We start from the raw sequence: 19,654 nt of genomic DNA on the forward strand, positions 1-19,654 counted from the left end.
TAGGCTTAGATGTGTATAGCTCATGGTTGCAATCTCACTTTGGTCGGTGGATAAAAACTTTGATGCTAGCGCATCTAGGTCTTTTTTTCACCTTGCATTTGGTATTGCACTTCATGTGTTAATCTAAGATTGTATTTAAAGCGATAAAATTATTTAAGAATGCATTCAATGGCGACGTATTATTAGCGCTGCCCTACCACGATAGCGTTGGCAATTTCACTGTTTCAAAATCAGGCATTTATGCCATTTGGCACAAAGGCTCTCTTTTCAAAAAAACGCCGCTGACTCAGTTTAGACCACGTATCATCCATACCGCTACTAATAAAGAAGTTAAGCTTAGCCACTCAATACTATCTCCACGCTCAAATAATTTTGACACTGGTAGAATGGAGCTGTTCACCTTTCGCGCGGAAGTTGGTCATTACGAATTAAAGCTGGTACCAGGGTCAAGCACCTCAAGACTGCAAACAGCTGTAGGTAATGCTATACCTTTAGCAGATATTGATTTAAGCCGCTATTTTGTCGAGGTTAAAGAAAGCCAATCACAGATACTAACGATACTGGCTATCCCCCTCCTATTGCTTGGTATCTTAGGTATTTTAGGTGGCTTGATCGTTGGATTTCTGGACGAGAATTTTTTTGTATAAACCACAAAGCCTTATATATAATAAATACGGTTTCACGCTCACTCAGCCTACTATTCGTAATACTTGCACTCACCTTTATCATTTCTTAATAATCAACCTTTTGCTATAGTGCTTTCAATTCAAAACAAATATTCGGTCATGACCAGTATGTACAACTTCACCTCCCCTCCCTCTCTTTACTTCTCGTTAACCCTAAAAACACATGATTTTGATAATCATAGGCGACAACCGTTGTCGTTTTCCATCTAAATTTAACCCATAAATACAATGACTTAACGCTAATTTTGTTAAAATAGTCCTTCATTAATGCATTGGTAAATAGCACTTATGGCAACCATCAATTATGAACGTCTACAAGGCAAACTCAACATCTTAGCGGACGCTGCTAAGTACGATGTCTCTTGCTCCTCTTCCGCTGGTACGCGTAAAAATCAAGGCGGCGGTCTCGGTGATGCCTCAGCGACAGGTATCTGCCATAGCTATACCGAAGATGGTCGCTGTGTCAGTTTACTTAAAATCCTACTAACCAATCATTGTATTTATGATTGTGCTTACTGTACCTCACGTAAAAGCAACGACACGCCACGCGCTGCCTTTAGTGTTGAGGAAGTCGTTGACTTAACCATGCAGTTTTATCGCCGTAACTATATCGAGGGGCTATTTCTAAGCTCAGGTATCTTCAAAAACGGTGACTATACAATGGAGCGATTGGTCGAGGTTGCCAAACTACTGCGTACCCGTGAACGCTTTAATGGTTATATTCACTTAAAGACGATTCCAGGTGCATCAAAAGAGCTGCTGATAGAAGCGGGGCTTTATGCGGATCGCTTGAGTGTCAATATCGAGATTCCAACCAAATCCGGCCTAGCGTTGCTCGCGCCAGAAAAATCACATGAGCAATTAAAAGCGCCGATGGAGACGGTAAAAGAAGAGATCATCACCATCCGTGAGAGCCGTAAAACTCATAAGAAAGTGCCCAAGTTCACGCCAGCCGGTCAGACCAGCCAAATGATTGTGGGTGCTAGCAATGAGACCGACTTGCAAGTGATTCAGCTATCGAGCCATTTCTATAAGCAGTATGATCTCAAGCGTGTTTATTACTCAGGCTATGTGCCGATGCTATCCGATAATCGTCTGCCAGCGATTGGCACACCTGTACCGATGGTGCGAGAAAATCGCCTCTATCAGGCAGATTGGTTAATGCGGTTTTATGGGTTTGGGGCGCACGAAATCGTCGAGCCAGACTCGCCATTTTTAGATTTGGACTGTGACCCAAAACTGGCTTGGGCGATTCGTCATCGCGAGTATTTCCCTGTCAATATTCAAACCGCAACGTACGAGATGATTGTGCGTATACCTGGTATCGGTACCAGAACAGCTAAAAAGATAGTCAAAGCGCGTAAGTTTAACCAGCTGACACTATATCATCTCAAAAAAATGGGCGCAGCCGTCAATCGTGCCAAATATTTCATCGCAACCACAGGCAAAAACGAGCATTTAGCGCATTTAACCCGCGATAATTTTCGGCAGTATGTACTGGCACAGACGCAAACCAAATACAAATATCAACGTATTGGACAGTTGGCACTGTTTTAAGGGTAAACGCATATTTAGGTAAATTTCGAAGAATTTAGGATGATATATGTCACTACTCGCTCAAACCGATACTTATGCCGCTGGCAACTTGACCTCAAACATAATCTTATATGAGCCAAGCTTTGAGGGTTGGCTGAGCGCGGTATTTCATGTTTATGAGCACAAACTACAACACGGCTCAACATTACAACTCGTAGCGCAAGATAGTTATGTACCGTCGTTAATTGCTCAAACAGCCAGCGTTACGACTGATGAAGACAAAGCCGAGCGCGTCCTCACAAAACTGAATAAACTATTAGGGCGCTCAGGTATGCGCAATATGCTGTGGGGGTTTTTATCAGAAAAAGACCATATCGGTACGACTCTATTTCAAGTCACCAAATATGCCATTGACTACCCTAACCGCTCTATCATGCAAGATTTGGGTAATTTAGACGTACTGGAGTTAGTACAAACGGTAAAGTCCGTGGGTCGTGAAAAGCACCGTATGGAAGCATTTGTACGTTTTGAGCATACCACTGATGATATATATTTTGCACGAGTAGAGCCTGATTTTAATGTATTGCCATTGATAGGTGAGCACTTTCGTCAGCGCTATCAGGACCAACATTGGGCGATTTATGATATCAGTCGCGGATTTGGCATTTATTATGATAAGAGTCAAAGCACATCATCGCACCCTGCCGCCCTGCAAACCATTACTGACCTTGATGATGCAGTACTGCGTAATCCTGCCAGCATTCATAGCGAGAACGAACAGCGCTATCAGAAATTTTGGCAAGGCTACTTTACCAACGTCAACATTAAAGAGCGCAAAAACCCCCGTTTGCACAAGCAGTCATTACCACAGCGTTATTGGAAATACTTAAGCGAAAAACAAGTGCTGCCCAACGCTGAGCATCTACAAAAACGTCGCTAATTGTATTGAGCATGCAATACGTGATAGACAATTTAGATTTATCTCTCTTTAAAAAATGAGCGGTTAAAACGTATCTTTTTATCTTGGTGGTTGAGTTTTTAGTGCTTTTAACTGACAATAGCCACTTGATATTACTAACTTGTGATCGATGCTATTATGAAAGTTATGCGCTTACTATCGTCTTTAAAGCATGATGAATCCGAGCGCGGTATTTTTCACCTTGGGCGTTCATTGGTCAAAAATGGTCATACCTCGATCATTATTTCAAGCGCTGATGAAGACAATGATCTGGTCAAACGGCTCAAGCGTGATGGTAATAACTATCACCAGCTACAAATGACTAAAAAGTCTTGGCTGTCATTATTGCAAGTCGCTTCACTGCGCCATCTGATTGAAAAGTATGAGCCTGACATCATTCATACACACTCACGCACGCCTGCATGGATACTCCACTTAGCACTGCGCCGTGTACGTGTAAAACGCTTGCCAAAACTGGTCTCGACCATGTATGGCTTTTACCCTATTAATAAGTACTCACAAGCATTACTCAATGTGGACACACTTATTACGGTATCTGATAGTGTGACTAACTATCTAAAAAATAGACTGCGCCGTGAAGACTTCGCGCCAAAAGTCATTAAGCGTATCTACCGTGGTATCGACACTCGCCGCTATCCCTATCGGCACAACCCTTCTGTCTATTGGCTACGCCACACCTTTGCAGAGTATCCTGAGCTTGAGCATAAAAAATGGCTGGTATTCCCAACCATCATTGGCAATCAGTATGGTCAAGAGTGGCTGATTGATATATTGGGTAATTTGCAAGAGCAATTTCCTAATATCCACGTCATTATTATGGACGATGACTACAAAGATGGTGATGTGGCACATGAAGACTTTCGCCAACGCACCAATACGCTAGGCTTGGCTGAACGTATTACCTATGTAGGTTGCAAGCGCAACGATATGAGGGAGTGGCTTTCAGCGGCCAATATCGTGATGGCACTGGCTAATGAGCCTGAATCTATTGGCATCAATGCACTACAAGCCATTCATTTAGGTACACCGGTTATTGGTTGGGATCAAGCCGCCTTTAGCGAAATTTTACAACCCCTTTATCCGCAAGGACTGGTCAAAAAATACAACGCCAACGCACTCTGTAAGGCGGTTAGAAACCAACTAGAAAGCGTCACTCGTCCTGAGATGACAAACCAATTTACCATGCGTGAAATGATTGTCAAAACCCTCGCTGTCTATCAAGATTTATATGATACGGCACTTGCCGAAGAGCAATCTGAAATAGACGCTGCTGCCGTAAAAAGAATTAAAAAACATTTAAAACCAACTACTGCTATAACAGTAGACAAAACAGAAACAGAAAATAATGATGCGCGAGCCTGTACAGAGGTTACACAAAAAAAGCTTTCTAAGACACCCAATCTCTCAAAAGAGGCAGATACTTAGAAAGCTTATTATAAAAATATTGCGGTGTTGACCATTCACAAATCAGCACTCTTGATCGCTCATATTGCTCTAGCTATAACAATGATATGCGCTTTTAGAACGGTATTGATAACACAGTATAGGACAGGTGTAGCAGGTCTTATACCTGCATTTGAATCAATAAGTCGCTGGCGTATGTGCGCTAATAATACGCGTAATGGAGTTACTAGGGTTGATAAAGGTATGCGGATGACAGGTTTTAATCACATAGCTGTCACCCTCGTTTAACAGATACGTGGTGTCGTCAATACGGATAATAATTTTACCTTCGATAACCGTACCAATTTCCTCACCTTCATGAGAAATCCTATCTTCGGTCGAGCTATTTGGCTGATAAACCTCGATCAAAAATCCTAAATTTTTGATCGGACTGCCATTAAATACTTGTTTAATGGAGACTCGACTGTTTGGTTCACTAATCTCAACTAGCTCTTTTGGCGTAACGACTACTCTGTCTTTACGCTCCTTCCACTCATCACTGAAAAAAGTATTTAGATCAGAATCGAGCACTTCTAAGATCGCTTTTAGCGTATTGACAGCAGGGCTAACCTTATTACGCTCGATAGCACTGATGGAAGTATTGGTCAATCCTGCTAATCTCGCCAATTTACGCTGCGAGAAACCTTTGGTAAGACGCAATTGGTTGATCTTTTTACCAATATCTTCTTCAGGCTTTTCTAGTTCTTGAGTATCTTCAAGCATATCCTGCTCTTCAGTAGAACACGCTTCTTCATCGTTGATGTCATCATTGATACTGGTATTAGTATCGACGTTGTTATCAGGATTGTTTTTGACTGGCATAGTGAATAAATTCCGTAAACAAAAATTTGGAAAAACCATCTTTGGCATAATTTAGCTCAGGATGCCATTGTACACCAATCATAAACGGATGTTTTATTAAGCTAATGGCCTCTACCAATCCATCACGTGCTACTGCCTCAACGAACAAACCATCGCCTACTTTATTAATGGCTTGTTTATGCAACGAATTGACATGCCACTCCTCACCAAATGCTGCAAGCTTTCCTTCAGGCTGTATAAGGACATCGTGCACTGGCTGATACTGTACTTCTAACGGTTGCGTACTGTCTTCTAAATGCTGCTCATAAAACCCTTCTACTTCACGCCAATCAGGATGCAATGTACCATTGAAATATACATTCATCTCTTGCAAACCTCGACATATTGCCAATAAAGGTGTGCCAGATTTAGCTGAATAAGCCAGTAACTTAAAACTCAGCTCATCACGGTTTAGATCCTGCTTTTCTTCTATATGTGTCGCCCCATAACGTGTCGGTGCAACATTACTATAGCTACCTGTCAATAAAATACCATCCACTAGCGACATTAGTGCCTCAAAATTTGCCTCATCAGCAGCGGTATACGGGAGTAATATCGGATTACCACCATAGTGCTGTATGGCATCGATATATTTTTGATATACCGCTTGTGCTGGTTGACCGTCAACCATCTTGTGACAAGATACAATCGCGATAACTGGCTTAAAAGTAGACATATTCTTTCCCTAAATATGACATCCGAACCTATCTGTCCAAATGTTGTAAATAATTATTCAACCAAAACTTATCACAGTAACCTATCTTGTGTAAACTATAAACTTCAATATTAATATAGTTTGTGTATTTGAGTCATATAAATTACTTTTTAATAATTTAAAATAAATATTGACAACTATAAACTTCATCCATATATTGAAAGACATATTTATGACAAAAAACAATTTTCATACATTGTGCACACTAACAGATAGCTTTCTGAGACTCTACAAGCACTTAACACTAAGTATTTAATATTGTTAGTTAAATCATAAAACAAACCAAAATCGTTCAAGACTGCTAGGGATAGAAGAGATGACAACGACCAGTGAAACTGTGAGTGCAACAGCAGATAGTACCAAGTATGTTTATGTTGCAGCAGGTGATATAAACGGATTACTTCGCGGTAAACGCATCCCGTACAATCAAATGGAAAAAGCACAAAATGGTGATATCCGATTGCCACTATCTATTTTAGGTGTCGATATCTGGGGTGCTGATGTCATCGAATCTTCTCAGTGTAATGGTGATATCGATGCCATTGCTCGCCCTACTGGTCGTGCTGCTGTTCCACTTCTAAATACCAGTGCACCCTCATCTCTAATACCTGTGTGGCTTTATACCGAAGACAATGAACCTTATTACGGCGATGCTCGCCACGTTCTAAACTTTATTAGCAAAAAGTTCAAAGCGCTTGGTTTGACACCTGTCATGGCAACCGAGCTAGAGTTTTATTTGGTGGATTACACAGAAGGCGAGACACCTAAGCCGCCTATCCGTCCTAAGAGCGGCCTGAGACTGAACAAAACTTCTATCTTAAGCATCAATGATTTGTTACATTTTGATGAGTTTTTAGACGAAGTCTATGCTCAGTGTGAAAAACTCGATATTCCTGTTGATGCGGCATTGGCAGAGAATGGCTGTGGCCAGTTTGAGATCAACCTATTGCATGTCGACGATCCATTAAAAGCCGCTGACGATGCGATACTATTCAAACAAGTGGTCAAAGCGGTCGCTGCTCGTCGTAAGCTTACGGCTACCTTTATGGCAAAACCTTTTGGTTTACAGTCAGGTAACGGCTTTCACGTACATTGCAGCTTGTTAGATAAAGATGGCCATAATATCTTTGACGATGGTTCAGATGAAGGCTCGGATATGCTACGTCATGCCGTCGCTGGCCTGTTAAAGACCATGTCGGATTGCACCTTGTTATTTGCACCACATGTCAACTCTTATCGCCGTTTTGCTCCAGGCACCTTGGCACCAAACAATGTGTCATGGGGTTATGAAAACCGCACAGCAGCCGTACGTATCCCTGGTGGCGATCCAAAAGCGCGCCGTATCGAGCACCGTGTATCAGGCGCTGATGCCAATCCTTATTTGGTCTGTAGTGCAGTCCTAGCAGGCATGTTATATGGTATTGAAAACAAACTAGAAGCCCCAGAGCCAATCAATAGAATTACTTATAGCGAGGAAGATCTCAAAACCTTGCCGTTAGATTGGTTATCAGCTATTCGTCAGTTCGAAAACAGCGACGTCATTGATGCACTGTTCCCAAGCGAGATGATTGAACTGCTGATTGCCGTGAAAAAGCAAGAAGCCATGCGCTTTGCTCAGCAAGTCACCAACCTTGAATACCTCACCTATTTACAGGATGTCTAATATGTCAAATAGCAAGCCGTCTAACAACACGCGCAATATTCCACACTACTCAGACAACGGGCAATATCCTGATAGCTATTATGCTGCCAGTCGCAATCCTAAACCAGATAGACCGACGCTAGAAAATGACATTCATGTTGAGGTTTGCGTGGTGGGTGGTGGCTATAGTGGCTTATCAACGGCGCTGCATCTTATGGAAACAGATCACGAAGTGGTCGTACTTGAAGGTGCACAGATTGGTTGGGGTGCATCAGGTCGCAATGGCGGTCAGATTGTCAATGGCCTCAATGCCAGCTTGGAAAAAATCAAAAGCTCTTATGGCCAACAAAACGCCGATTTTGTCGGTCAGCTTGTGACACGCGGTGGCAAAATCATTCGCAGACTGATCAAAGACTACGACATCAGCTGTGATCTGAAAGAAAAAAATATCTTTGCCGCCTTAAATAACGGGCAATTAAAAGATTTACAAAAAACGCATGCACTGTGGGAAAGCCATGGTATGCACGACCGTGAAATGCTAGACAAGTACGGCATGCAAGAACACATCAAATCAGATGCGTATGTGGGCGGGGTTATCGATCACTCAGGTGGACATTTTCATCCGCTAAACCTTGCGCTTGGTGAAGCGGCTGCCATTGAATCACGTGGTGGCACTATTTACGAAAACACCTTAGTCGTTGATGTTGAATATGCTGATGATCATATCAAAGTCATTACTGAGTTTGGTACGGTCACTTGTAAACAAGCCGTCATGTGCGGTAATGCGTACTTAAACAAAGTCATTCCTCAGCTGACTGACCGAGTCATGCCAGTATCGACTCAAATTATCGCCACCGAACCCTTGGGTGATTTGGCTGATCAATTGCTTCCTACTGATGTTTGTGTCGAAGATGTCCGCTATATCCTTGATTACTATCGTCTGTCAGCAGACAAGCGTATGTTATTTGGTGGTGGTACGGTATATGGTGGTCAAGACCCCTCTGACATCACCGCAAAAATCAGACCCAACATGAATAAGATTTTTCCAGAGCTGCGTGATGTAAAAATTGACTATGCATGGAGCGGTAACTTTGCATTGTCTTTTTCACGTGTGCCGCAGATGGGCAAGCTACATGATCGAGTATATTTCGCTCATGGGTACAGTGGTCACGGTGTGACAGGGTCGCATCTGTTTGGACAGATACTGGCTGATGCCATCAATGGCAATACCAAGGAGTTTGATACATTTACGAAAATTCCTTGGATTCCCTTCCCTGGTGGTCGCGCACTACGAGTGCCCTACTCTATGATGGGATCATGGTGGTACGCACTAAAGGACAAAACTGGCTTATAAGTAACCTAATGGCTTCAATTTTCTGCTTGATACCAAGCAAAACTTTGAAGCCATTAATGCAACAGATTGTTATTACTAACTCGATAGGAAGCCCATTCGTACTTCCTATCGATCATCACCTTAAAACAGGATCTTTTCTATATAAGCTATAATGTCACACAAGGAACGTCACCATGAACATGAAACTGAATGATGCTGTTGAAGAACAGTATCATAACAAGCGAGTCTTTCTCACGGTCGTAGTGGGAATAGCTATCTATCTTGCCTTTGTCTGGTTATCATCCACCCACGATCCATCGGAATCTTGGGGCATTCTCTCTTTACTACCCACTATGCTGGTACTCATCGTTGCTATCATTTCCAGACGTCCCTTTGAGTCTATGATTGCAGGCTGCGTTGCTGGGCTTGTCATGCTAAACCCATTCGATTTAGTCTCCCCTTTCGCAGATAATATCTCAGCCGTACTCGGTAACGAAACCATTATTTGGATCGTGCTCGTTTGTGGTCTCATGGGTGGTCTGATCCAGCTGCTAGAAATTAGTGGTTGTTTGAACGGTTTTAGCGAATGGCTCAAAAAAATCATCAAATCACGCCGCCAGTCTCTATTGGCTACTTTTGCATTAGGTGTTGTGGTCTTCATTGATGATTATCTAAACTGTTTGGCAGTGTCTACCTCAGTGAAAAAACTGACGGATACCTATGGTGTATCACGCGAAAAACTCGCTTATATTGTCGACTCTACCGCTGCACCTATGTGTGTGATCGTCCCTATCTCTACATGGGCGGTTTACTTTTCAGGATTGCTCGAAGAGAACGGTGTAGCCGCAGATGGTGGCGGTATCGGACTTTATATCAGCTCTATACCTTATATGGCGTATGCATGGTTTGCACTACTTATCGTATTTTTAGTGGCTTACGGTATCCTAGGCGACTGGGGGCCAATGAAACGTGCAGAAAAACGTGCTAAAGAAGGCAACCCTGTTCCAGAAGATTTCGTCGATGAGCAGTTGGTTTCAAATGTTAAAGCCAAACGCACGTTATCGTTCAAAGCCAATATTTTTAACTTTGCGTTCCCAATGATTTTACTTATCGTCTCAACGATTTACTTTGAAGTGGATTTATTGAGAGGCGCACTGCTTACCTGTTTTGTGACCGTTGCGGTTTATTGGGCACAGGGTATTTTGAGTTTTGAGACCCAAGTAGAGTCAATCTTTACAGGCTTCAAGGTCATGTTGTACCCGCTATCGACAGTCATTGGTGGTTTCTTTTTGAAAGCCATTAACGACGAGCTTGGCATGACGATGTATGTCATTGACGCTATCTCACCGCACATGACTGTCATTATCTTCCCTGCTGTTATTTTCGCTGTGATGGCTTTCTTAACCTTTGCGACCGCATCAAGCTGGGGCCTATATGTCCTTGCCATGCCGATTGTATTCCCAGTAGCAGCTGCACTAGGGGTTAGCACGCCATTGGTCATCGGTGCTTTATTATCAGCATCATCATTTGGTAGCCATGCTTGTTTCTTTAGTGATTCATCATTATTAGCCGCACAAGGTGCTGGTTGTTCACCGATGCAACATGCCTTCACGCAGTTCCCTTATGCGTTGCTTGGTGCTGTGCTGTCGGTTGCTGCCTTCTTAGGACTTGGTTTTATGATGGCTTAAAGAGCTGTCAAAGACCCTGTATGCAAACGTCATATAATTTATCGTACGACAATTAGCAACAAGATAGGAGTAGCAATAAGACGGCTTAAATATACGATTATTTAAGCCGTTGCTATTTAGACCGTTGATATTTAGATCACCAATACTTGAACCGTTACTATGATAAATTTTTGATTGTTACCTCTAGCGACATCAACTTTCATTAACATAAACCTCATCAATATATAAATTATAATCAAGGAGCTACACCATGAGATCAGTTACTGTCGCCAGCACTCAAATCGCTTGCACTTGGGACAAACAAGAAAACATCGATAAAGCCAGCGCATTGGTCACTGAAGCTGCGAAAGCTGGTGCCAATGTTATCTTGCTACAAGAGTTATTTGAGACCCCTTATTTTTGCCAAGTACATGATTTTGAATACTTCAACTTGGCTACCGAAGTCGAGCACAACACAGCCATCAACCACTTCAAAGAATTGGCAAAGTCGCTTGACGTGGTACTGCCTATCAGTTTTTATGAAAAGTCAGGCAATGCGTTGTTTAATAGCGTGACTATTATTGATGCCGATGGCGAAATCCTAGGCACTTACCGTAAAACTCATATCCCAGATGGCATCCCTTACGCCGAAAAATTCTACTTCACGCCTGGTGACACTGGGTTTAAAGTTTGGAACACCAAATACGGCAAAATCGGCGTTGGTATTTGCTGGGATCAATGGTTTCCTGAATGCGCTCGCAGCATGGCACTTATGGGTGCAGAGTTACTGCTGTATCCAACGGCTATCGGTGATGAACCAACCCTAAACATCAACTCAACGGGACATTGGCAACGCTGTATGCAAGGGCACTCTGCGGCTAACCTCGTACCTGTTATCGCCTCTAACCGTATTGGTGAAGAAACCATCAGCCAAAATGCTACTGACAGCACCATGCAGTTTTATGGCAGCTCGTTTATCACTGATGGGCGCGGCGAAATTATACAAGAAGCCTCAACCGATAAAAGCGAGTTTATCATGGCTACGTTTGATCTCGATGTACTGGCAGAACAGCGTCGTCAATGGGGCGTGTTCCGTGACCGTCGTCCATCAATGTATGGCACATTATTGACCCACGGCTAGGCTACTCCCCATATTTTTATAAGCGCTTGAGCGCGATAAGGTGATTTTATGTCCACATTACTGACAGGTTCAACCCCTAAACAAGATGGCTTTTACATGCCAGCAGAATTTGCACCTATACAAAAAGTCTGGATGGTATGGCCGTATCGAGAAGACAATTGGCGACAGAAAGCCGTCCCTGCGCAAGCTGCCTATGCAAACGTTGCTGCCGCCATCAGGCAGTTCAGTGATGTTGGTGTTTTGGTCAATGTTGATGATTTTGATGCGTGCCGTGCGCAACTGCCTGATAATATCGATGTGATGACCATACCAAGCAATGATGCATGGGCGCGCGATACCGTGCCGACATTTTTGATCAATGATGCCGGCGACATACGTGCTTGCGACTGGACATTTAACGCATGGGGCGGCGATTATGATGGTTTATACACGCCTTGGGATGATGATGACAAGCTCGCTGAGAGACTGTGCGAACAGTTAAATATTGATCGCTATCGTACCGACGGCTTTGTACTAGAAGGCGGTGCCTTTCATGTCGATGGCGAAGGTACTGTATTGACCACTCGTATGTGCTTGCTCAGTCCTGGGCGCAATCCACACTTGAATGAAGCCCAAATTGAAGACATGCTGAAATCGCATCTAAATGCCGAAAAAGTACTGTGGGTCGATGATGGTATCGATCCCGATGAGACCACTGGTCACATTGATGATATTGCGTGTTTTGCCCGTCCTGGCGAAGTGGTGTGTCTATTTACAAATGATACTGAGCACCCATTCTATGAAGCCACTCAAAAAGCGTACAAACAGCTGTCAGAGATGACTGATGCCAAAGGTCGAAAACTAAAAGTACATAAACTGTGCTGTACCCAGCATTCTGTCACTTTACCTGCCAATGCTGACATCGTTCAGTCTGAAGATGCAAAGTCTCGTAATACGGACGATATTTGTATCGCTTCGTATGCGAACTTTCTCATTTGTAACGAAGGTGTCATCGTGCCGCAATATGATGACGTTAATGACCGTTTAGCGATTGAGCAGCTTGAAAAAATCTTTCCTCAGCATCAAGTAGTGGGAGTGCGAACAAAAGAGATTGTGTTTGGCGGCGGCAATATCCACTGTATTACTCAGCAGCAGCCAGCCACCAATACACAGTAACGAATATGTATTTTATACGTGGCTTTTAAGTACAAGCTGTTAAAGATAACCAAAATAAAATTAAGCAAAAGGATTTTTTATGAGCGATTATCAAGTAAATAACCCGGCCACAGGCGAACTCGAAGCCACCTACCCTACGGCAACGGAACAAGATATCCAACAAGTGATTGAGCAAGCGGACACAGCCTATCAGAGCTGGCGTCATGTTCCACTCAATGAACGCAGTGCGCTACTTCATAAGGTCGCTGATATCTATCTTGATCGTCAAGAAGATCTAGCACGTATCGTCGCCAATGAGATGGGGAAACCAGTCGCTCAAGCAAAAGGTGAGATTGGTCTAGTCGCGGATATCTATCGCTACTACGCAGATAACGCTGAGCAGCTATTAGCCCCTAATACCATCGACGTTGATACAGGAACAGCTTCTGTAGAAAAACGCCCTGTAGGCGCACTATTAGGCATCATGCCTTGGAACTATCCACACTATCAAGTAGCACGCTTCGTCGCCCCAAACGTTATGGCAGGCAACACCATTATCCTAAAGCATGCCCCGCAATGCCCTCAGACAGCTGAAATTATCGTCGACATCCTAAAAGACGCAGGTCTGCCTGACGGCGTGTATAACAATGTTTTTGCAACCAACGAGCAATCAGCGACCATCATCAATGACACCCGCGTACAAGGTGTGTCATTAACAGGCTCTGAACGTGCAGGTCAAGCAGTTGCCAAAGAAGCTGGCGGCGCACTCAAAAAAGTCGTGTTAGAGCTTGGTGGTTCGGATGCCTTTATTGTGACCGCTGATGCAGATATCGAAAAAGCGGTACAAAGAGCAATCTCAGGTCGTTTTGGTAATGTTGGACAAGCCTGTAATGCGGCTAAACGCTTGATTATCGTCGATGACGTGTACGATCAATTCGTGCAAGCATTCACCGATAACGTACGTGCCATGACACTGGCAGACCCATTAGACGAGCAAACGTTTATAGGACCAATGTCTTCAAAAGCGGCAGCCGATGGCCTACAACAACAGCTGGATAGCGCCATTCAAGCAGGTGCCACTGTGCTAGTAGAAGGTGGCATAGTCACAGACAAACCAGGTGCTTGGTTTGCACCAGCCGTACTGACGGATGTGACCGAGTCAATGGATGTCTATCGTCAAGAACTGTTTGGCCCTGTCGCCGTCATCTATAAAGCTCGTGATATCGACCATGCCATCCAAATCGCTAACGATGTACCATTTGGTCTTGGGGCTTCTATCCAAACGCAAAACCCAGAGCTGGCCGCAGACATCGCTGAAAAACTAGAAGTAGGCATGGTAACCATCAATGCCCCATCCGGTAGTGAAGCCAATACGCCATTCGGTGGTGTTAAACGCTCAGGGTTCGGTCGCGAGCTGGGCACACTAGGTATCACTGAGTTTTTAAACTATAAACTGATTCGTAATAAGTCTTAAGAAAGACAAGCATTTAAAAGACAAGCACTTAACTGGATAAACTAAAAAAGCCTAACGCTTAATGTTAGGCTTTTTTATGATCAGTGGAATAGTTAAATAATACCATTCACAAAAATTAGAGTAGCAAGGAAAAAGAGTGCAAGTACTACACATTGTAGGCTAAGCGATTTTGACACAGCGAATCCTATTCTTGTGAATGGTATAAGCTTAGTTTTTTGGTGGGTTGTCTTTTAACCATAGCTGATTCACGATTTTTAATTCGCGCAATTCTTCTGCCATGATAGCCTCACTTTTTCCGGGGTATTTAACAGTTGCATAGCCATATAGCGCCACACCTAATACCGTCCAACCTAAGAAAATCCACCATTCAATAGGCGTTAGTGCAGATGGCATACCTGGCATGTATAGCACCAAAAGACCAAAACTGAGTGCAATCGTAACCATACCCACTAATTTACCGGCAGGTATTTTGAACGGACGTACCATGTTAGGCTCACGGTAGCGTAGTACTAGGAATGAGATAGCGACACACGTATAAGCAATGACGATACCAAAACCACCTGCATCAACAATCCAAACCAACATTTTGCGACCAAATAATGGCGCCAGTGTGGCCAAACCACCAATCAATAAAATCGCATTAACAGGCGTATTGTATTTAGGATGTAATTTACCCAAGAACGCAGGCAGCATATGTGCTTTTGACATAGCAAATATTAGACGACTACCACCAATCAAGAACGCATTCCAGCTTGACAAAATACCCAAGACACCGCCAATAACTAAAAGAATACCAGCCCACTTACCATGCCACGCATTGGTCATTGCATCAGCAGTTGACAAGGTAGAGCTCTCTGCTTGTATCAGTGGCAATGTGGTTCCAACACTCCACGCGACTGCGATATACCAAAGCACAGCAATGGTAATTGAAACAATCAAAAACTTGCCAATATTAGGACGTGTTAAATCAATCTCTTCAGCGGCTTGTGGAATCACATCAAAACCGACAAACATAAAAGGTACCATAACGATAACGGCCATCACACCCGCAGCACCACCGATAAACGCTGGAGCTTGTACTACAGTCGCTGTCGCAGGGTTATATAATGCCGCGCCAATGAATAGTAATATGCCAACAAACAAAATCCCTAAAACTGCTGTTTTTTGGAACCATGCACTCACTTCCATACCACGGACATTAAGCCAAGTCACAATAATTGAGCCGAGCATTCCGACACCGACCCAAGTGGCATAAACATCCCAACCTGCAATCGTCCAGAGATACCCCTGATTATAATTGGGAATAAAGTACTCTACCACCGTTGGTAAAGCCACTGCCTCGAATGCCACGACTGAGAAATAGCCGAATAAAATACTCCATGAGCAAATAAAAGAAACCGTAATACCCAGTGCACGATGAGTATACGTATGCTCACCACCAGTGATAGGCATTGATGAAGCCAGTTCAGCATAAGTAATACCAATCAGTATCACTGCCAAACCGCCTAGTAAAAACGCTAACATTGCCCCCCATGTCCCAGCTGATAAAATCCAGCCACCTGCCAATACAACCCAGCCCCAACCGACCATGGCGCCAAATGCTAAGGCAATGATATCAAACATTCCCAACGATTTTTTTAGTCCAGACATAACCTATTCCTTCTCTATGTGTCACCCAGATTCATCATTTAAGACTAATCTGGCTTTAGTGTGTTCGAGCATTGCTCGTTGTCCTAGTTTTCCGTACTTACCCACCCATAGGACAAACCTAAAAATGGGGTTAAATCACTTTATAGAATTGCTGTGTTAGCATTACTCCTTAAGAAGGATATAGATAACCATGAAAATAGTAGATAAAAAACGATAAGCAAAAAAATAACAGCGTCTTGTCGTGCAAGGCGCTGTTATTAATTAAGAACTCAGAGTGGATACTCTAAGGGCAGCCTTGCCATTGCTTTTAAATCAATACCTTTATTAAGACATTCCTGCCCAAATTAAGCAGTTAATATGCCGCCAATGATATCAAGGCCTTCTTGTAGCACTTCATCTTCAACTGTCAATGGCACCATCACACGGATAGCATTGCCATACATACCACAAGACGCCAGCAAGAGACCTTGCTCAAAAGCTTTTTGTTTAAGATTGGCAGTAGCAGCAGCATCTGGCTTGCCTTCACTATCAACCAAATCAAATGCTAGCATGGCACCTTTATAACGAACATTACCAATGCTGCTTAGATTTAAGCCTTTTAAAAATTTAGCAATGGTATCGCCAATCACAATACTACGCTCAAGCAAGTTCTCTTCTTCGATAACTTCTATCACAGCCAATGCTGCCGCCAACGCAATCGGGCTACCAGAGTACGTACCACCCAAACCACCTACTTGCGGTGCATCCATAATATCGGCACGGCCAATAACTGCTGATACAGGGTAACCGCCAGCCAAGCTCTTAGCCGTGGTCATTAAGTCTGGCTCAACACCTAACTGCTCACCTGCAAACAAAGTACCCGTTCTGGCAAAACCACATTGGACTTCATCAAAAATCAATACAATACCGTGCTCATCACAAATCTCACGTAATGCTTTGGCAAATGATGGCGTGACTTGATGGAAACCACCCTCACCCTGTATTGGCTCAACAATAATCGCTGCTACTTCACTTGGGTCAATATCAGCCTGAAAAATCATGTCGATGCTATGTAGCGCTTGTGCTTCCGTGATGTTCAACTCTTCGGCAGGGAACAATGCGTGGAATACTGGACCAGGCATTGGACCAAAGTTCTTTTTGTACGGTAATACTTTACCTGTCAAGCTCATGCACATGAGCGTGCGACCGTGCCAGCCACCAACAAAAGAAATCACACCAGGACGACCCGTTTTGGCACGAGCGATTTTGATCGTGTTCTCGACCGCTTCAGCACCAGTGGTCAAAAACAATGCTTTGGTTGGACCGCTAATAGGTGCTTTTTCACATAGCTTTTCTGCAAGGTCGACGTAGCTTTCATAGCTAACAATTTGTGCAGCAGTGTGGGTGAATTTGTCAACTTGCTCATGCACACGTTGAGTGATTTTTGGATGGCTATGACCAGTATTTAGTACCGAGATACCACCGATAAAATCAATATAACGATTGCCTTCAACGTCCCAAACCTCTGAGTTTTTTGCTTTTTCTGCAAAGATAGGAAACGCGATGCCAAGGCCAGTCGGCAGGACGGCTTTGCGGCGGGCAAGTAATGCTTCGTTCGTGGTTTGAGTGTTCGTGGTCATCAGAATGTCCTTTTTTCATGTGGTGTTGGTTGTATGAAATTCATTACTATCAATATCATTGCAATCGGTACTAGCACCATCACAATGGCTACTATTAAAACGGGTATTGTATTTTAGCTATCGCTATATAGTCGATTCCATTTAAAAAGTAGTACAAGACAACCAAGTGTCAATGTATATCCAATACTTCAAACGAGACGCTGTAATACTTTTATGATGGAGTGACTATTATGGTGGAATGACTATAGTAAAATAGCTACATTAGCTAACGTCAGAACACCAATACTTGGTTACTACATAATCTTCTATGCCGTATTTTGAGCCTTCGCGACCGAAGCCCGATTGCTTCACACCACCAAACGGTGCTACTTCTGTAGATATCAGACCCGTGTTATGGCCGATGATGCCATACTCCAAGCCCTCGGTTACACGCCATGAGCGAGCATAATCACTACTGTAGAAATAAGCCGCTAAGCCATAGATGGTGTCATTGGCTTTACGAATGACTTCTGCCTCATCTTTAAAGGTAAAAATGGTGGCGATAGGGCCAAAAATTTCCTCAGAAGCAATATCCATATCATTACTGATATCGGCAATAACGGTCGGGTTATATGCCAGCTCTGAAGCACCATTCGTGCTACCACCAGCGATAAGCGTTGCCCCTTTATCTAACGCATCTTTGAGTAGCGCTTGCACTTTATCTAACGCTTTTTTATTGATAAGAGGTCCAATATCGACGCCTTCTTCTAAACCGTTACCGACGTTTAGCGCCGCGACTTTTTTGACGAATACGTCTAAGAATTTATCTTTAATACTTTCCTGTACATAGACACGGTTGGCACAAACACAAGTCTGACCAGCATTGCGGTATTTAGAAGCAATAAGACCTGTCGCTGCTTTTTCGAGATCGGCATCATCAAAAACGATAAATGGCGCATTACCACCTAGCTCTAACGACAGCTTCTTAATAGTCGGTGCACACTGAGCCATCAACGTACGACCCACTTCTGTAGAGCCAGTAAACGACAGTTTATGAATACGAGCGTCACCCGTTAAGATTTCACCAATTACTGAAGATTTTCCAGTCACTACTTGGATAACACCCGCTGGAATACCTGCCTCTTCTGCTAATACACCTAGTGCCAATGCAGAAAATGGCGTTTCAGTGGCAGGCTTGATAATGATCGTACAGCCTGCTGCCAATGCAGGAGCGGCTTTACGAGTAATCATCGCTGATGGAAAATTCCAAGGCGTAATCGCAGCACACACACCAACTGGTTGCTTGAGAATGACATGGCGCAGTTGTGTTTGGTTAGCCGGAATGACGTCACCATAGACACGCTTGCCTTCTTCTGCAAACCAGCGAATAAAACTGTTGGCATAACCAATTTCGCCGCGTGACTCAGTTAAAGGTTTACCTTGCTCAGCCGTCATGATGATAGCGAGGTCTTCTTTGTTGGCATCAATGAGGTCTGCCCATTTTTGTAGCAGCTCTGCACGCTCTTTGGCAGTCTTGGCCGCCCAAGCAATTTGCGCGTCATGAGAGTAAGCGACAGCCTCATTTACATCCTCAGTAGTAAGGCTTGGCACTGTACCAACGAGCTCATCATTAAAAGGATTGTTTACATCAAGTGTCGCTTTGTCATTAGCGGCATACCAACCGTCTTTAATTAAGCACTGTTGTTTGAGCAAACTTGGATTAGATAGATTTAGTATGTTTTTTGGCACGGTAACACTCCTTGTTCGTAAGAGTCATGCTTATTTATTATGATAA

15 protein-coding genes are annotated in these 19,654 nt (G+C 43.4%); 10 read left to right on the top strand and 5 right to left on the bottom strand.

From position 1 onward, the window contains the following. The first annotated feature begins 386 nt into the window (after nt 1-386). From EI164_RS05135 to EI164_RS05150, 4 genes are all read left to right on the top strand, one after another. On the top strand, nt 387-647 hold the full coding sequence (locus tag EI164_RS05135; RefSeq protein ID WP_192518916.1) for a hypothetical protein: 261 nt from the start codon (nt 387-389) through the stop codon (nt 645-647). 327 nt (nt 648-974) lie between these two features. Further along, entirely contained in the window at nt 975-2,243 is a 1,269-nt protein-coding gene (locus tag EI164_RS05140) for a putative DNA modification/repair radical SAM protein (RefSeq protein WP_192518917.1), read from the top strand. A 46-nt stretch (nt 2,244-2,289) separates the two neighbouring features. Next, nucleotides 2,290-3,162 carry a TIGR03915 family putative DNA repair protein gene (locus EI164_RS05145; RefSeq protein WP_192518918.1) on the top strand — a complete coding sequence of 291 codons (873 nt, stop codon included), beginning with the start codon at nt 2,290-2,292 and terminating at the stop codon, nt 3,160-3,162. A gap of 156 nt (nt 3,163-3,318) precedes the next feature. Next, nucleotides 3,319-4,626 (top strand): glycosyltransferase, encoded by a 1,308-nt coding sequence (locus EI164_RS05150; protein ID WP_192518919.1) that lies wholly within the window; start codon nt 3,319-3,321, stop codon nt 4,624-4,626. Nucleotides 4,627-4,782: 156 nt separating this feature from the next. On the opposite strand, the gene EI164_RS05155 is transcribed toward EI164_RS05150, so the two are convergent. Both EI164_RS05155 and EI164_RS05160 read right to left on the bottom strand, forming a co-directional pair. After that, complete coding sequence (locus tag EI164_RS05155) at nt 4,783-5,466, bottom strand: cupin domain-containing protein (protein ID WP_225739121.1); 684 nt, start codon at nt 5,464-5,466, stop codon at nt 4,783-4,785. Further along, nucleotides 5,444-6,181, bottom strand: coding sequence for a gamma-glutamyl-gamma-aminobutyrate hydrolase family protein (locus EI164_RS05160; protein WP_192518920.1), 738 nt, complete (start codon nt 6,179-6,181; stop codon nt 5,444-5,446). The genes EI164_RS05155 and EI164_RS05160 overlap by 23 nt, the downstream gene beginning before the upstream one ends. A 355-nt stretch (nt 6,182-6,536) precedes the next feature. Here EI164_RS05160 and EI164_RS05165 point away from each other — a divergent pair, with 355 nt between their 5' ends. From EI164_RS05165 to EI164_RS05190, 6 genes are all read left to right on the top strand, one after another. Next, on the top strand, nt 6,537-7,883 hold the full coding sequence (locus EI164_RS05165; protein ID WP_192518921.1) for a glutamine synthetase family protein: 1,347 nt from the start codon (nt 6,537-6,539) through the stop codon (nt 7,881-7,883). Between the two features lies 1 nt (nt 7,884). Further along, on the top strand, nt 7,885-9,216 hold the full coding sequence (locus tag EI164_RS05170) for an NAD(P)/FAD-dependent oxidoreductase (RefSeq protein WP_192518922.1): 1,332 nt from the start codon (nt 7,885-7,887) through the stop codon (nt 9,214-9,216). Between the two features lie 173 nt (nt 9,217-9,389). Then, complete coding sequence (locus EI164_RS05175) at nt 9,390-10,883, top strand: Na+/H+ antiporter NhaC family protein (protein WP_192518923.1); 1,494 nt, start codon at nt 9,390-9,392, stop codon at nt 10,881-10,883. A gap of 250 nt (nt 10,884-11,133) precedes the next feature. Next, a complete protein-coding gene (gene aguB / locus EI164_RS05180) occupies nt 11,134-12,003 on the top strand; it encodes an N-carbamoylputrescine amidase (protein WP_192518924.1) in 870 nt (289 codons plus the stop codon). Between the two features lie 48 nt (nt 12,004-12,051). Then, nucleotides 12,052-13,158: an agmatine deiminase gene (aguA, locus tag EI164_RS05185; RefSeq protein ID WP_192518925.1), complete on the top strand. Its 1,107-nt coding sequence runs from the start codon at nt 12,052-12,054 to the stop codon at nt 13,156-13,158. Nucleotides 13,159-13,237: 79 nt separating this feature from the next. Continuing rightward, nucleotides 13,238-14,611: an NAD-dependent succinate-semialdehyde dehydrogenase gene (locus EI164_RS05190; protein ID WP_192518926.1), complete on the top strand. Its 1,374-nt coding sequence runs from the start codon at nt 13,238-13,240 to the stop codon at nt 14,609-14,611. Between the two features lie 207 nt (nt 14,612-14,818). On the opposite strand, the gene EI164_RS05195 is transcribed toward EI164_RS05190, so the two are convergent. From EI164_RS05195 to EI164_RS05205, 3 genes are all read right to left on the bottom strand, one after another. Then, nucleotides 14,819-16,261: an APC family permease gene (locus EI164_RS05195; RefSeq protein ID WP_192518927.1), complete on the bottom strand. Its 1,443-nt coding sequence runs from the start codon at nt 16,259-16,261 to the stop codon at nt 14,819-14,821. Nucleotides 16,262-16,605: 344 nt separating this feature from the next. Further along, nucleotides 16,606-17,880 carry a 4-aminobutyrate--2-oxoglutarate transaminase gene (gene gabT, locus EI164_RS05200; protein WP_192518928.1) on the bottom strand — a complete coding sequence of 425 codons (1,275 nt, stop codon included), beginning with the start codon at nt 17,878-17,880 and terminating at the stop codon, nt 16,606-16,608. Nucleotides 17,881-18,141: 261 nt separating this feature from the next. Beyond that, nucleotides 18,142-19,608 (bottom strand): NAD-dependent succinate-semialdehyde dehydrogenase, encoded by a 1,467-nt coding sequence (locus EI164_RS05205; protein ID WP_192518929.1) that lies wholly within the window; start codon nt 19,606-19,608, stop codon nt 18,142-18,144. Nucleotides 19,609-19,654 lie beyond the last annotated feature (46 nt).

It is taken from the genome of Psychrobacter sp. FME13 (assembly GCF_014861395.1).
GTDB lineage: Bacteria > Pseudomonadota > Gammaproteobacteria > Pseudomonadales > Moraxellaceae > Psychrobacter.